The organism is Georgenia sp. Z1344, assembly GCF_049856295.1.
In the GTDB taxonomy this organism is placed as follows: Bacteria; Actinomycetota; Actinomycetes; order Actinomycetales; family Actinomycetaceae; genus JB111.
In genome coordinates, this window is record NZ_JBNDMZ010000003.1 from 152640 (window position 1) to 166104 (window position 13465).

Sequence of the window (13465 nt, forward strand, 5' to 3'; positions counted from 1 at the left end):
GGGATCACTCCTCGATCCATGCGTTGACGAGGAGCGGCTGGTGGCTCGCCTCGAACACCGGGAGCGCCAGCTCGTTGCGGTACGCGAGCGGCTGGACGAAGTCGTAGAGCGGGATGAAGTAGTCCTGCTCGAGCACGTGCCGCGCCGCCTCGGTCACGAGCGGTGCGCGCTCGTCGGCGTCGGGGGTGGCCCGGATCTGTGCGAACAGGGAGTCGAGCTCGTCGTCGTAGCCGGCGAAGTTCGAGCGCAGCGCCTCGGGGTCCGGGCGCGTGCCCGAGGCCCAGACGAACGCGTAGTCGCTGGAGGCGAGGCGCTGGTTGAGGTCCGGGACCGTGAGGCTGCCGAAGGTCAGCTCGACCCCGATGTCCGCCCACTGCGACTGGAGCACGGCGAGGTTGGGTTCGTGCGAGACTGTGGACCCGCTGTAGACGAGGTCGAAGCTGAGCCGCACCCCGTCCCGCTCCCGGACACCGTCCTCGCCGGGCACCCACCCGGCCTCGTCGAGCAGCGCCTCCGCCCGCGCGGTGTCCGTGACGATGAGGTCGGAGGCGTCCTCCCAGTACGGGTTGCTCGCGCTGAGCACGCTCGTCGCCGCGACGTCGATGGCCGAGGCGCGCTCGAGGATCGCCTCGCGGTCGGTGGCCAGGTCGAGCGCCTCGCGCACGGCGGGGTCGTCGAGACCAGGCACGTCGGTATTGGCGATGAGCCCGAGGGCACTACCTGGCAGCGGCTCGCGGCGGATCGTGACGTCCGGGTTGGCGGACAGCTCGGTCTTGTCGGCCGGCTCCGTGTTGTGGAGCAGGGTGAGGCCGCCGCTGCGCAGCTCGGACGCGGCGAGGGCGTTGTCCGTGATGTGGTGGACCTCGATCGCGTCGAGGTGGGCGGCCCCCTGGTTGGGGAACGACTCCGGGGACCAGGCGTAGTCGTCGCGGCGCTCGAGGACGTACCCCTCGTTCGGGGTGACGTCCGTGGGGACGAACGGTCCGGAGCCCACGATGCTCAGCCCCTCCTGGCGCTCCTCGTAGGTCAGCGCCGAGGTCTCGGGGGCGACGATGCCGAGCACGCTCGTCGAGGCCGCCTGGAGGAAGGACGAGTTCGGGGTCTCGAAGCGGAACTCCACCTCGTCATCACCCTCGGTGCTGATCTCCGCGAGGTCGCCGAGCCAGGAGCCGGCTGCCGCGTAGCCGGCGCCGCCGTCGACGATCGCCCGGTAGCTGGCGGCCACCGCCTCGGCGTCCAGCGGCTCGCCGTTGCTGAAGGTGACGTCGTCGCGGATCGTGAACGAGTAGACGGTGGCGTCCTCGTTGACGGTCCAGTCCGTGGCCAACCAGGGCTCGAACTCGCCCTCGGCGTCGTGGAACACGAGCGAGTCGACGATCTGCCGCAGCGGCACCGCCAGCCCGTAGCCGGTGGCGGCGGCGGGGTCGATCGAGCTCGTGCCGCCGGCGCCCGGGGCCGCCCGGTAGTGGAGCGTGCCGCCGGCGACGGGTGCGCCGTCGATGTCGGCCGGGCCGTCGCCCGACCCGCCCGCCGCGGAGGCGCAGCCCGCGAGCAGGAGGGTGGCGGCGACGGCAGCGAGCGTGCGCCGCGGGTAGCCGGTGCGCCTGTGCCGGGTGCTGCGTGCCATGGAGTGGTCCTCTCGGTGGGCGCCCGGCACCGGAGCGAGGTGCGGGCCGACTGCTGACGTGACGCGAGGAGACGTTAGAGAGGCGCATGGATCTTCTATATGAATCTTCGCCTGTCTTTCACATATTGAGATTTCAATAAGTAGCGGATAGCGATGATGACGGCTGTCCTAACGTCCTCAGCGAGCGTCCATATAGAGCGCCGCACCGACGAGCATTGGGGATCACTGATGAGCACGATCAAGATCGAGACGCACGCCGCCGTCTTCTACCTGCCGTACTTCGTCGCCCGCGACAAGGGCTACTTCACGGACGAGGGCCTCGACGTCGAGCTGGTGCCGAAGCCGGCCCCGCCCGAGGACGGTCTCGAGCTCATCGAGGACCCCGGCGCCCAGGACTCCTTCCACACCTTCACGCTCTTCGAGGCGGGCACGACCCAGCTCTACAACGCGTGCGAGTGGGGGCAGCTGCGCCGGTCGCAGGACAGCGCGCGCGGCGGACGTGTGGTCGCCCGGCGCGCGGCGGTCGCGAGCCAGGCGATCGTCGTCCGCGGCGACTCGCCCCACAACGTCCCGAGCGACCTCGCGGGCGTGCCCGTCGGCGTCAACTTCCACCACGGGTCGCACTACCTGGTCCTGCAGACCCTCGAGGGCTTCCTCCCCCGAGCCGACATCAGGCTGCTCGGGGTCAAGGGCAAGAGCCGGCTGGACGCCCTCGCCGACGGCGACCTCGAGGCCGTCGCCCTCATGGAGCCGTGGATCACGGTCGCCGAGAAGCGCGGCTACAAGGTGCTCGCCGAGGCCCACTACTTCGGTGCGGAGGTCGCGGACGACGACATCAGCCCCGAGGACTTCGACCGGATCAACCGCGCGGTGAGCCGGGCCGTCGACGACATCCGGGCCGACGTGCGGCCCTACCTGCACTACTTCGTCGAGCAGGCCGCCGGGGTGGAGGAGCTGGTGCCGGAGGACTTCCAGCTCGGCCGCCTCCGGTACATCCACCCCGGTCCGTACCCGCAGGCGGAGTACCAGCGGATCCTCGACTGGATCGCGAGCTGGGGCCTCATCGACGCGGACGCCGAGTACGAGGCGCTCGTCGACACCTCCAAGTTCGTCGACTTCCGGTGAGCGTCCGGTCGGCGGCGCCGCGCCCGTCGGCGCCGTCGACCGCGCCCGCCACCGGGCGGGACCGCGCTCTCACGCTCTTCTGCGGGTTCGCGGCCGGCATGCTGCTGCTCGACCTGCACAAGGTCTCGATCGCGGTCCCGTCCATCGACGCCGCCCTCGACCCGGGTCCGGTGCGGATCCAGCTCGTCGCTGCCGCCTACGTCGTCTGCTTCGCCGTCACGCTCGTCCCGGCCGGCCGGCTCGGGGACCACGGCCACTGCCGGACGCTCGCCCTCGTCGGCCTCCACGGCTACCTGGTCGCGAGCCTCGTGTGCACCCTCGCCCCGGACGCCGACGTCGTCATCGCCGGCCGCGCACTGCTCGGCGTCTCGGCCGGCCTGCTCATGCCGCAGCTCATGGGCATCGTCCAGCAGCGGTTCACGGGGGCGGCGCGGGCCCGCGCCTTCGGCGTCTACGGGGTCTGTGTCGCCTGCGCGACCGCGCTCGGGCCGAGCGTGGGCGGCCTGTTCCTGCTCCCCGGCCTGTTCGGCTGGCGCGGGGTCTTCGCGATGAACCTCCCGGTGGGCGCGGTTCTCGTCGTCGCGGCGCACCTCCTGCTCCGCTCCCCCGGGCGGCGACGCGCCGCGCGGGGTCGGCCCGAGCTCGACGTCGGCGGCGTCGCCCTCCTCTCGGTGGCTCTCGTCTGCCTCCTCCTGCCGGTCGTCCTCACCACCGGGCGCCCCGGAGACGAGCCCGCTCGTTGGCTCCTGCTGCTGCCCGCGGCCGCCGGCGTGACGCTTCTCGTGCGGCGCTCCCACGCCCGCGCGGCGGCCGGACGTGCGCCGCTCGTCAACCCGGCGCTGCTCGCCCTGCCCTCGTTCCGCAACGGCGTGCTCATCTCGACGACCTGGTTCGCCGCCGTCCCGGGCTTCTCCCTCGCGCTGACGGTGTACCTCCAGCAGGTCGAGGAGATCAGCCCCTTCCTCGCCGGGCTCGTCATGCTGCCTGCGGCGCTGCTCTCGGCCGTCGGTGCCGCCATCGGCGGGCGGGTCGTCCTGCGGTGGGGGCGCCGGCTGACCGCGCTCGGCATGTCGCTCGCCCTGGTGTCCATGCTCGCAACCGTCGTCCTCCTGCACGCGCCCCTCCCGTCCACCGCGCTCCTCGCCGCCGTCGGGGTCCTGCAGGCCCTCTCCGGGCTCGGCACGGGCATGGTCGTCTCACCGAACCACGCCCAGATGCTGGCCGACGTCCCGCCCGAGGAGGGCAGCGCGGCCGGCGCCGTCGGTCAGCTCGGCCAGCGGATCGCCAACAGCCTCGGCGTGGCCGCGGCCTCGGTCGCCTACTTCACCGTGATCTACGGCAGGGGCTGGAGCCTCTCGGACGCGCCGGCGGCCGACCACCGCACGGCGACCGTCCGGGCCACCGCCGTCGCGGTCTGCTTCCTCCTCGCCGCGTTCGCGGTCGCGCTGGTCGACCTGCGGCGGCAGCGCGCCGCCGACCGGCGGCGCACCGCCGACCGGCGGCGCACCGCCGACCGGTAGCGTCAGGCCGCCATCGTGGCGGCGGGAACTGCGCGGATGTCGACGTCGAGCAGGGACTCCACCGCGGGCAGGATGCGGCACCCCGCGCGGTAACGCTCGACCAGCGCCGCGGTGTCGATCTCGTCGAACCCGTCGACGACGACCTCGACGACGAGCCGCCCCGCCTTGACCCGGCCGCGGTCGTACCGCGTCGTGCGGGACCGCACCCGGACCGCGAGGTCGTCGTCGGGATCGGTACCGGGACTAGCCCCGGCACGCAGGGTGTTGATGAGGTTGACGGTGAGCGCGGAGACGAGGAGGTCGAGCGGCCCGGGCGCACGCCCGGGCCCGCCGGTCGCGACGGAGCCGTCGGCCAGGAGCTCGAAGCCCGGGCCGCGGACGGTGAAGCGGCCGCGCACGTCGGTCGTACACGCGACGACGGAGCTGGAGTAGTCGGTGTCGGACATCGGTGCTCCTCACGTTCGCGTCGGGTCGTGGGAGCAGTGTGCGCCGACGGCCGGGCGACCGGACCCGCACCACCCCCGTCGGTCCGGATGGCGGGCGGGTCGCGGGTCAGCGCCTCGCGATCTCGGCGGCGAAGATCGCCGACGCCCGCTTGAGGACCTCGACCTCCTCGCGGGCGTGCGCGAGCTGGTCCTCCAGCTCGGCGATGCGCGCGAGCAGCTGCTCCTTCGGGGCCGAGCGCAGGCTCGCGGCCGGCGTGGCGTCAAACATGCCGTCGTCGAGCCGCTTCGCCCACAGGCGCAGCGACTGCTCCCCCACCTCGAACTCCTCCGCCACCTCGCGGAAGATCGAGCGGTTGCCGGGCTCGGCCTCACGCCGCTCGACGACGCGCCGCACGGCGGCGTCACGCAGCTCGTCGCTGTACTTCTTCTCGAACGGCATGGGGACCCTTCACGCGTGCAGACCGGTGGCCACCCATTGTGGCGGACGGCGGGCGGAGGTCCGCCCGTCCGCCGACGGTCAGCCGATGCGGTCGACGAGCATCGTCGCGAGCTCGGACAGGCCGTCCTTCACCTCGCCGGCGGGGAGCACGGCGAGCTCGGCCACCGCGTCGTCGGCCCAGCGCCGCGCGACCTCCCGGGACTCCTCGAGCACCTCGTGGTCGCGCAGGGCCGACACGGCCGCGGCCAGCTCGGCGTCCCCGGACAGGTCGCCCTCGAGGAGGGTGAGCGCCCGCTCCCCCGCCTCGTCGAGCGTGCCGGCTGCGCGGCGGGCCCGCAGCAGGAGCACGGGCATCGTGGCCACGCCCTCGCGCAGGTCGGTGCCGGGCACCTTGCCGGACTCCTCGGGGTCGGAGGCGACGTCGATGACGTCGTCGGCGAGCTGGAACGCCACCCCGACCTTCTCCCCGAAGGCGGCGACGGCGTCGGCCTGGGCCTGGTCCGCGCCGGAGAACCGGGCGCCGTAGTAGGCGGCCGAGGAGATGAGCGAGCCCGTCTTGTCGGCGAGGACCCGCAGGTAGTGCTCGATCGCGTCGTCGCCCTCGACCGGTCCCACCGTCTCGTGGAGCTGGCCCAGGCACAGGCGCTCGAAGGTGGCCGCATGGAGCTGGACGGCCTCGGCGCCGAGGGACGCCACGAGCGAGGAGGCCCGGGCGAACAGGAGGTCGCCGGTGAGGATGGCGACGTTGTTGCCCCACACGACGTGCGCGGCCGGCACCCCGCGGCGCACCTCGGCCGAGTCCATGATGTCGTCGTGGTACAGCGTGGCCAGGTGGGTGAGCTCGACGGCCACGGCGGCGCGGACGACCTCGTCGCCGGCCCCGGACCCGAGCTGGGACGTCACCACGGTGAGCAGGGGACGCAGGCGCTTGCCGCCGGCGTCCGACAGGTGCGCGGCGGGCTCCTCCGTCAGCCGGTCGGCGCCGCGCACGGCCGCCGCCAGGCGTTCCTCCACCTCGGCGAGAGCGGGGTCGACCTGCTCCAGCCGGGCGGAGATGAGCTCGAGCCTGCTCACAGGACGAAGACCGCGGCGTCGGTGAGGAGCTCGAGCACGGGACCAGGGTAGACGCCCAGGGCGACGGTCGCGACGGCGCAGACCACGACGGCGACGATCGTCAGGCCCTCGGAGGACACGACGGTCACGCCCTCGTCCTTCGGCTCCTCGAAGAACATGAGCACGACGAGGCGGAAGTAGAAGAACGCGGTCGCGGCGGAGGCGAGGACGGCGAGCACGACGAGGACCGCGTCGCCCCCCGCGATGCCGGCGCTGAACACGGCGAACTTGCCGACGAACCCGGCGGTGAGCGGGATGCCCGCGAAGGACAGCAGGAAGACGAGCATCGACACCGCGATCGCCGGGCGGCGCCGACCGATGCCGGCCCACTGGTCGATGCGCGTGGCCTCGCCGGTGACCGAGCCCGCGGCGTCCGTCTCGCGCACCAGGGTGACGAGGCCGAACGCGCCGACCGTGGCCACGCCGTAGGCCAGCAGGTAGAAGATGACCGACCCGATGCCCGCCGAGGTCAGCGAGAAGACGCCGATGAGCACGAAGCCCGCGTGGGCGATCGAGCTGTAGGCGAGCATCCGCTTGATGTCCGTCTGGATGATGCCCATGACGGTGCCGACGAGCATCGTGAGGATGACGATCGTCCACACGACCGGCTCGAGGTCCCAGCCCAGGCCCGGCGCGACGACGTAGACGAACCGCAGCATCGCGCCGAAGGCGGCGATCTTCGTGGCGGCGGCCATGAAGCCGGTGACCGGGGTCGGGGCGCCGGTGTAGACGTCCGGGGTCCACGCGTGGAACGGCACGGCGCCGACCTTGAAGAGCAGGCCGACGAGGACGAGCACGACCCCGGGCAGGAGCAGCGAGTCCAGCCCCGGCGTCGAGGGCACGGCGGCCGCGATGTCGGTCAGCCGCAGCGAGCCGGCGAACCCGTAGAGCAGCGCGATGCCCATGAGGAAGAACGCCGAGGCGAACGCGCCGAGGATGAAGTACTTGATCGCGGCCTCCTGCGAGAGGAGGCGGCGGCGCCGCGCGGTGGCGGCCAGCACGTACAGCGGCAGCGAGAGGACCTCGAGCGCGACGAAGAGCGTGATGAGGTCGCCCGCCGCGGGGAAGACCATCATGCCGGTGAGCGAGAAGAGCGTGAGCGGGAAGATCTCCGACTGCGTGAGGCCGGCGCGGGCGGCGGCCTCGCTCTCGGCCGAGCCCGGGCGGGCGGCGGCCTGGGGCGCGAACGCCCCCTCGCGGGTCTCCGTGCGGTCCGCCATGACGAGCACGGCGAGCAGGGCGCTGACGAGCAGGACCGCCTGGATCGCGAGGGACGGCAGGTCCTCGACGTACGCGCCGCCGGTGACGACCTCGGTGGGCGCCTCGGCGCCGTGGACGGTCGCCAGGCGCCAGACGACGGCGACGAGGCCGGCGGCGATCGCGAGGAGGGCGAAGGGCACCTGGACGCCCCGGCGCGCGGTACGCGGGAGGAACGCCTCGAGCAGGACGCCGACGACGGCCGCCCCGCCGACGATGAGCACCGGGACGAGCGGCGCCCAGGCGATGGTCGGTGCGACGAAGGCGGTCGCGCTCAGGGCGGCGGTCACAGGGCGCTCCCCACGGTCGAGATCGGGCTGGACTGGGCGGCGTCAGCGGCAGCGGCGTCCGCGCCGTCGGCGAGGACGACCACCTGCTCGGCCACGGGCTGGATCAGCTCGACGACCGGCGCCGGGAAGAGGCCGAGCGCGAGCACGCCCGCGACGAGCAGCCCCATGACGGTGCGCTCCGTCCCGGTCAGGTCACGCAGGGCGTCGGCGCGCCGGCGGGGTTCGCCGTCGGGCCGTGACTCGCCGTCCGTGACGCCCGCGCCCACGGGTGCCGGGCCGGTGAAGATCTGCTGGTACGGCATGAGGACGTAGAGGGCGGCGAGGACGACGCCGACGACGGCGAACGCCGCCGCGATCCAGCTGACCTCGAACGTGCCGAGCAGGACCATGTACTCGCCCCAGAAGCCGGACAGGCCGGGCAGGGCGATCGAGGCCAGGCCCATGACGAGCCACGTGCCGGCGAGCACCGGGACGACGCGCTGGTAGCCGCCGAAGGAGGCGATCCGCTGCGTGCCGCCGCGTCGCACGAGGTACTCGGAGCCGAGGAACATGCCGGCGGTCGACAGGCCGTGGGCGACCATGTAGAACATCGCGCCGGTCAGGGCCACCTCGGAGCCGACGAAGACGCCGAGCACGATGAACCCGAAGTGGGACACCGAGGTGAAGGCGACGAGCCGCATGACGTCCTGCTGGCCGAGCGCGAGGAGCGCCCCGTAGAGGATCGAGATGACCGCGAGGACGATCATCGCGGGCGCGGCCCACGCGACCTGCTCGGGGAAGATCGTCAGCAGCAGCGTGATCATGCCGAAGGTGCCGACCTTGTCCATGACGCCGACGAGCAGCGTGGAGACGCCGCCCGGGGACTGCTCGGCGGTGTCGGGCAGCCACGTGTGGACGGGCACCATCGGCGCCTTGATGGCGAACGCGACGAGGAACGCGAGGAAGATGAGGCGCGCCGTCGTGTCGGACGTCCCGGCCATCGCGCCCGCGAGGTTGTCGACGAGGAAGCCCTCGGGGCCGCCGGGGCCCTGGAGGTAGAGGGCGACGACGCCGGCGAGCATGATGAGCCCGCCCGCGAGCGAGTAGAGCAGGAACTTGATCGCGGCCGCGCGGCGCCGGGCCCCGCCGTACATCCCGACGAGCAGGAAGATCGGCAGCAGCATCGCCTCGAAGAGGACGTAGAACAGGAAGACGTCCCGGGCCGCGAAGACGGCGACGAGGATGCCCTCGAGGATGAGGACGAGCGCGACGTAGGTGGCGGTGCGCCGCTCGGTCGTCGCGTCGTCGTCGCCGGCGCGCACGGGGACGCCCGAGATCAGGACGACGACGACGAGGAACGCGGTGAGCAGCAGCATCGCCACACCGAGGCCGTCGACGCCGAGCGCGTAGGACACGCCCAGCTGCGGGATCCAGGCGACCTGCTCGGTCAGCTGATGCTCACCGGCGGCGCCGAGGTCGAAGTCGGTGGCCACGGCGGCGATCGTGCCCGCGAGGACGAGCAGGGACACGCCGAGGCCGACGGGCCGGGCGACGCGGCGCAGCCCGGGGACGAGGAGCAGCGCGCCGGCGACCACCGGGACGGCGATCAGCAGCGTGAGCCACGGGAGGGTAGCGGTGTTCACAGGTTCGGTTCCTCTTCCCTCGGCCTAGAGACGCCAGGCCAGGACGGCGAGCAGGGCGAGCACGGTGCCGGCCGTCATCAGTGCGGCGTAGCTGCGGACGAATCCGTTCTGGAGCCTGCCCAGGAGGCGGCCCAGACCGGCGGTGGCCGAGGCGGTGCCCATGACGGCGCCGTCGACGACTCCCCGGTCGGCCTCGACGAGGCCGCGCGTGAGCTGCTGGCCCGGGCGCATGAAGATGCCCTCGTTGACGGCGTCCTGGTACAGGTCGTTGCGGGCGGCGGTGACGAGCACGTTGCCGGCGGGGGCCACGGCGGGCACCTCGCGGCGCGCGTACATCGCCCAGGCGATGACGGCGCCGAGCAGGACGATCGCGATCGTGGCGCCCATGATGACCGGGACCGCGAGGACCGGGTCGGCGTGCTCGTGGTGGCCGGTCACCGGCTCGAGCCAGGTGACGAACCCGCCGCCGAGCTGGAGCGCGAAGCCCAGGCCCACCGAGCCGATCGCGAGGACGATCATCGGGACGGTCATCAGCCACGGCGACTCGTGCGGGTGGACCTCGGAGCCCTCCTCAGCGGTGGTCCAGCGGCGCTTCCCGTGGAAGGTCATGAAGAACAGCCGGGACATGTAGAAGGCCGTGATGCCGGCACCGATCAGCGTGACCATGCCGAAGACCCACGGCTCCCAGCCGGCGTGGCCGTCCTGGGGCACGAACGCGGTCTCGATGATCTTGTCCTTCGACCAGAAGCCGGAGAACGGCGGGATGCCGAGGATCGCGAGCCAACCCAGGCCGAACGTGATCCACGTGATCGGCATGACCTTCGACAGGCCGCCGAACCGGCGCATGTCGACCTGGTCGTTCATCCCGTGCATGACCGAGCCGGCCCCGAGGAACATGCCGGCCTTGAAGAAGCCGTGCGTGACGAGGTGGAAGATCGCGAACGCGTAGCCGATCGGGCCGAGCCCCGCGGCGAGGATCATGTACCCGATCTGGGACATCGTCGAGGCGGCGAGGACCTTCTTGAGGTCGTCCTTCGCGCAGCCGACGATCGCGCCGAACAGCAGCGTGATCGCGCCGACGACCGCGACGACCATCCGCGCGTCCGGCGTGAGGTCGAAGATCGGGCCGGAGCGCACCACGAGGTAGACGCCGGCGGTGACCATCGTCGCCGCGTGGATGAGCGCCGAGACCGGGGTGGGGCCGGCCATCGCGTCGCCGAGCCAGGCCTGGAGCGGGAACTGCGCCGACTTGCCGCACGCGGCGAGCAGGAGGAGCAGCCCGATGACGGTGAGCAGGCCGGTCGACGCGGCGGGCGCGGTCTCGGCCACGCCGGCGAAGCTGACGGTGTCCAGGCCGGCGAACATCGCGGCCATCGCCATGAGCAGGCCCATGTCGCCGACGCGGTTCATGACGAACGCCTTCTTCGCCGCGACCGCGTACTCGGGCACGTGGTTCCAGAACCCGATGAGCAGGTACGAGGCGAGGCCCACGCCCTCCCAGCCGACGAACAGCACGAGGTAGCTGTTGCCGAGGACGAGCAGGAGCATCGCCGCGACGAAGAGGTTGAGGTAGGCGAAGAACCGGCGCCGGTCGCGGTCGTGCTCCATGTACGCCACGGCGTAGATGTGGATGAGCGTGCCGACGAGCGTGACGAGCAGGACGAACGTCATCGACAGCGGGTCGATCCGCATCCCGAGGGAGACGTCGAGCGTGCCGGCGGGCAGCAGGTCGTACAGGTGGAGGTCCATGACACGGTCCCCCGCGTCGCGACCGAGCATGTCGACCGTGATCCAGGCGGCGACGACGAAGGTCGCGGCGGAGGCGAGGACGCCGAGCCAGTGGCCCCAGGCGTTCGCGGCGCGGCCGGACAGCAGCAGGACCGCTGCGCCGACGAGCGGCACGGCGACGAGCAGCCAGGCCAGGCTCGCGGGGCCGTCGGCGGCCACGGGCGCGGCGACCTCGGTGACGGCGTGAAGGGTGGCGGTGGTCATCGTGCTCCCTTCAGCTCTTCATGAGGTTGACGTCGTCGACCGAGGCGGACCGACGGGTGCGGAACACGGACACGATGATCGCCAGGCCGACCACGACCTCGGCCGCGGCGACGACCATGACGAAGAACGCGGCCACCTGCCCGGTGAGGTCGCCGTGCACGCGCGAGAACGTCACGAGCACGAGGTTGGCCGAGTTGAGCATGAGCTCGACGCCCATGAGCTGGACGATCGCGTTGCGGCGCACGAGCACCGCCGTGGCGCCGACGGCGAAGAGGATGCCGGCGAGCACCACGTAGTTCATCGGGTTCATCGGTCGTCCCCTGCGGTGGTCTCGGAGCTCTGCTCGGCCGCGGTGCGGGCGGCCTCGGCGCGCGCGGCGCGGCGCCGGGCGACGACCTCGCGACCGGGCGAGCCGGGCACGAGCGGTATCGGGGCGGGCTCGCCGGGCATGGCGGGCAAGCCGGCGCGACCCACGCTGCGCGTCGCGTCGCGGCCGTGCAGGCCGCGGGCCGGCTCGGTGCGCGACCGGGCGACGGCGGCCACGGTCTCGGGGCTGACCTCGCCGATCGTGCGCTCCTGCCCGCGGATGCGCAGCACCCGGGGCACGGACTCGACGATCGGCTCGCCCGCGGCGGACAGGGCCGGCAGGTCGGCGGCGTTGGACCGGGCGTAGACGCCGGGCGTCGGCAGCTGGCCGATCCGGGCGCCGTCCTCCTTGAACGCCCGCATCTTGGCGGCCTCGACCTCGACCTGCGTGGTCCTCGGCGTGAGCCGCTCGCGGTGGGTGAGGACGACCGCGCCGAGGGCGGCGGTGATGAGCAGGGCGCCCGTGAGCTCCATCGTGAGGACGAAGTCGCCGAACAGGACGAGCGCCACCCCGACCGGGTTCGAGTCGGCGTTCGCGGCCGCGAGACCCGCCGAGTCGGGCAGACCGACGGCCTGGGCCCCGACGCCGACGAGCACGGCGAGCAGGCCGACTCCCCCGACGACCGCGACCCAGCGCTGGTTGCGGATCGTCTCGTGCAGCGAGTCGGCGGCGTCGACGCCGACGAGCATGAGGACGAAGAGGAAGAGCATCATGATCGCGCCGGTGTAGACGACCACCTGGACGACCCCGAGGAAGGGGGCGCCCTGGGCCACGTACATCACGGCGAGGCAGAGCATGACGAGGATGAGCGACACGGCGGCGTAGACCGCGCGGCGGGCGAACAGCAGCCCGCTCGAGGCGATGACCATGACGGCCGCGAGGACCCAGAACAGCGCGGTCTCGCCGCCGCCGATCTCGCCGGGCACCGTCATGACGGGGGTGGGGGTCATCGCGCGGTCCCCTTCGCACCTGCGGCCACGGCCTCGCGGGCGGAGGCGAGCGTCTCGTCGTCGGGCCGGTGGGTCTCGACCCACTCGACCTGCTCGGCGGTGGGGCCGGTGACCTCGCCGCGGTAGTAGTCGGCGTCGGTCGCTCCGGCCACCATCGGGTGGGGGGCGGCGAGCATGCCGTCGGCCATCGGCGCGAGCAGGTCGCCCTTCTCGTAGATGAGGCCCTCGCGGGTGGGTCCGGCCAGCTCGAAGTCGTTGGACATCGTCAGGGCGCGGGTCGGGCAGGCCTCGATGCAGTACCCGCAGAAGATGCAGCGCAGGTAGTTGATCTGGTAGACGCGGCCGTAGCGCTCGCCGGGCGAGTACTGACCGTCGGGGCCGTTCGGGCCCGCCTCGACGTAGATGGCGTCCGCGGGGCACGCCCACGCGCACAGCTCGCAGCCGATGCACTTCTCGAGCCCGTCGGCGTACCGGTTGAGCAGGTGACGGCCGTGGTAGCGCGGCTGCGTCGGGGGCTTCTCGAACGGGTACTGGACCGTGCGGGAGGGCCGGAACATCGACGTGATCGTCACGCCGAACCCGGCGACGGGCGCGAGGAGCGACCCCACGGGCCCGGGGACGTCCGGAGCGAGGCGGATCTCCTCGTCACCGTTGCGCACGACCACGTCGTCCGCGGTGATGCGGCGGCTCAGCTCGGAGCCCTTCTCGTCAGCCATG

General features: G+C 72.6%; 12 protein-coding genes. 2 read left to right on the forward strand and 10 right to left on the reverse strand.

Annotation, left to right across the window (positions count from 1 at the left end; all coding sequences use genetic code 11):
- Positions 1-4 precede the first annotated feature (4 nt).
- Entirely contained in the window at positions 5-1627 is a 1623-nt protein-coding gene (locus ACPYO6_RS04180) for an ABC transporter substrate-binding protein (protein ID WP_425713633.1), read from the reverse strand.
- Between the two features lie 228 nt (positions 1628-1855).
- Here ACPYO6_RS04180 and ACPYO6_RS04185 point away from each other — a divergent pair, with 228 nt between their 5' ends.
- Both ACPYO6_RS04185 and ACPYO6_RS04190 read left to right on the forward strand, forming a co-directional pair.
- On the forward strand, positions 1856-2752 hold the full coding sequence (locus ACPYO6_RS04185) for an ABC transporter substrate-binding protein (protein WP_425713634.1): 897 nt from the start codon (positions 1856-1858) through the stop codon (positions 2750-2752).
- Complete coding sequence (locus tag ACPYO6_RS04190; RefSeq protein ID WP_425713635.1) at positions 2749-4272, forward strand: MFS transporter; 1524 nt, start codon at positions 2749-2751, stop codon at positions 4270-4272. Before ACPYO6_RS04185 ends, ACPYO6_RS04190 begins: the two co-directional genes overlap by 4 nt.
- Before the next feature lie 2 nt (positions 4273-4274).
- Here ACPYO6_RS04190 and ACPYO6_RS04195 read toward each other — a convergent pair whose 3' ends face one another.
- The 9 genes from ACPYO6_RS04195 to nuoI form a co-directional block, all read right to left on the reverse strand.
- Complete coding sequence (locus ACPYO6_RS04195; protein WP_425713636.1) at positions 4275-4718, reverse strand: OsmC family protein; 444 nt, start codon at positions 4716-4718, stop codon at positions 4275-4277.
- Positions 4719-4824: 106 nt separating this feature from the next.
- Positions 4825-5157 carry a transposase gene (locus ACPYO6_RS04200; RefSeq protein WP_425713637.1) on the reverse strand — a complete coding sequence of 111 codons (333 nt, stop codon included), beginning with the start codon at positions 5155-5157 and terminating at the stop codon, positions 4825-4827.
- 78 nt (positions 5158-5235) lie between these two features.
- On the reverse strand, positions 5236-6231 hold the full coding sequence (locus ACPYO6_RS04205; protein WP_425713638.1) for a polyprenyl synthetase family protein: 996 nt from the start codon (positions 6229-6231) through the stop codon (positions 5236-5238).
- The gene (gene nuoN / locus ACPYO6_RS04210) at positions 6228-7817 is read right to left on the reverse strand and encodes an NADH-quinone oxidoreductase subunit NuoN (RefSeq protein ID WP_425713639.1); all 1590 of its coding nucleotides are present in this window, start codon (positions 7815-7817) and stop codon (positions 6228-6230) included. Before nuoN ends, ACPYO6_RS04205 begins: the two co-directional genes overlap by 4 nt.
- Positions 7814-9439: a complex I subunit 4 family protein gene (locus ACPYO6_RS04215; protein WP_425713640.1), complete on the reverse strand. Its 1626-nt coding sequence runs from the start codon at positions 9437-9439 to the stop codon at positions 7814-7816. The genes nuoN and ACPYO6_RS04215 overlap by 4 nt, the downstream gene beginning before the upstream one ends.
- 24 nt (positions 9440-9463) lie before the next feature.
- Positions 9464-11431, reverse strand: a complete 1968-nt coding sequence (gene nuoL / locus ACPYO6_RS04220) for an NADH-quinone oxidoreductase subunit L (protein ID WP_425713641.1) — start codon at positions 11429-11431, stop codon at positions 9464-9466.
- 10 nt (positions 11432-11441) lie between these two features.
- Positions 11442-11741 (reverse strand): NADH-quinone oxidoreductase subunit NuoK, encoded by a 300-nt coding sequence (nuoK, locus tag ACPYO6_RS04225; RefSeq protein WP_425713642.1) that lies wholly within the window; start codon positions 11739-11741, stop codon positions 11442-11444.
- Positions 11738-12748 carry an NADH-quinone oxidoreductase subunit J gene (locus ACPYO6_RS04230; RefSeq protein ID WP_425713643.1) on the reverse strand — a complete coding sequence of 337 codons (1011 nt, stop codon included), beginning with the start codon at positions 12746-12748 and terminating at the stop codon, positions 11738-11740. The genes nuoK and ACPYO6_RS04230 overlap by 4 nt, the downstream gene beginning before the upstream one ends.
- Positions 12745-13464, reverse strand: coding sequence for an NADH-quinone oxidoreductase subunit NuoI (gene nuoI / locus ACPYO6_RS04235; protein WP_425713644.1), 720 nt, complete (start codon positions 13462-13464; stop codon positions 12745-12747). Before nuoI ends, ACPYO6_RS04230 begins: the two co-directional genes overlap by 4 nt.
- Position 13465 lies beyond the last annotated feature (1 nt).

Excerpts from the sequence above, each read along its gene's own strand:
- ACPYO6_RS04180 (WP_425713633.1), bottom strand. The coding sequence starts at position 1,627 with ATGGCACGCAGCACCCGGCACAGGCGCACCGGCTACCCGCGGCGCACG.
- ACPYO6_RS04185 (WP_425713634.1), top strand. The coding sequence starts at position 1,856 with ATGAGCACGATCAAGATCGAGACGCACGCCGCCGTCTTCTACCTGCCG.
- ACPYO6_RS04195 (WP_425713636.1), bottom strand. The coding sequence starts at position 4,718 with ATGTCCGACACCGACTACTCCAGCTCCGTCGTCGCGTGTACGACCGAC.
- ACPYO6_RS04200 (WP_425713637.1), bottom strand. The coding sequence starts at position 5,157 with ATGCCGTTCGAGAAGAAGTACAGCGACGAGCTGCGTGACGCCGCCGTG.
- nuoL (WP_425713641.1), bottom strand. The coding sequence starts at position 11,431 with ATGACCACCGCCACCCTTCACGCCGTCACCGAGGTCGCCGCGCCCGTG.
- nuoK (WP_425713642.1), bottom strand. The coding sequence starts at position 11,741 with ATGAACCCGATGAACTACGTGGTGCTCGCCGGCATCCTCTTCGCCGTC.
- ACPYO6_RS04230 (WP_425713643.1), bottom strand. The coding sequence starts at position 12,748 with ATGACCCCCACCCCCGTCATGACGGTGCCCGGCGAGATCGGCGGCGGC.
- nuoI (WP_425713644.1), bottom strand. The coding sequence starts at position 13,464 with ATGGCTGACGAGAAGGGCTCCGAGCTGAGCCGCCGCATCACCGCGGAC.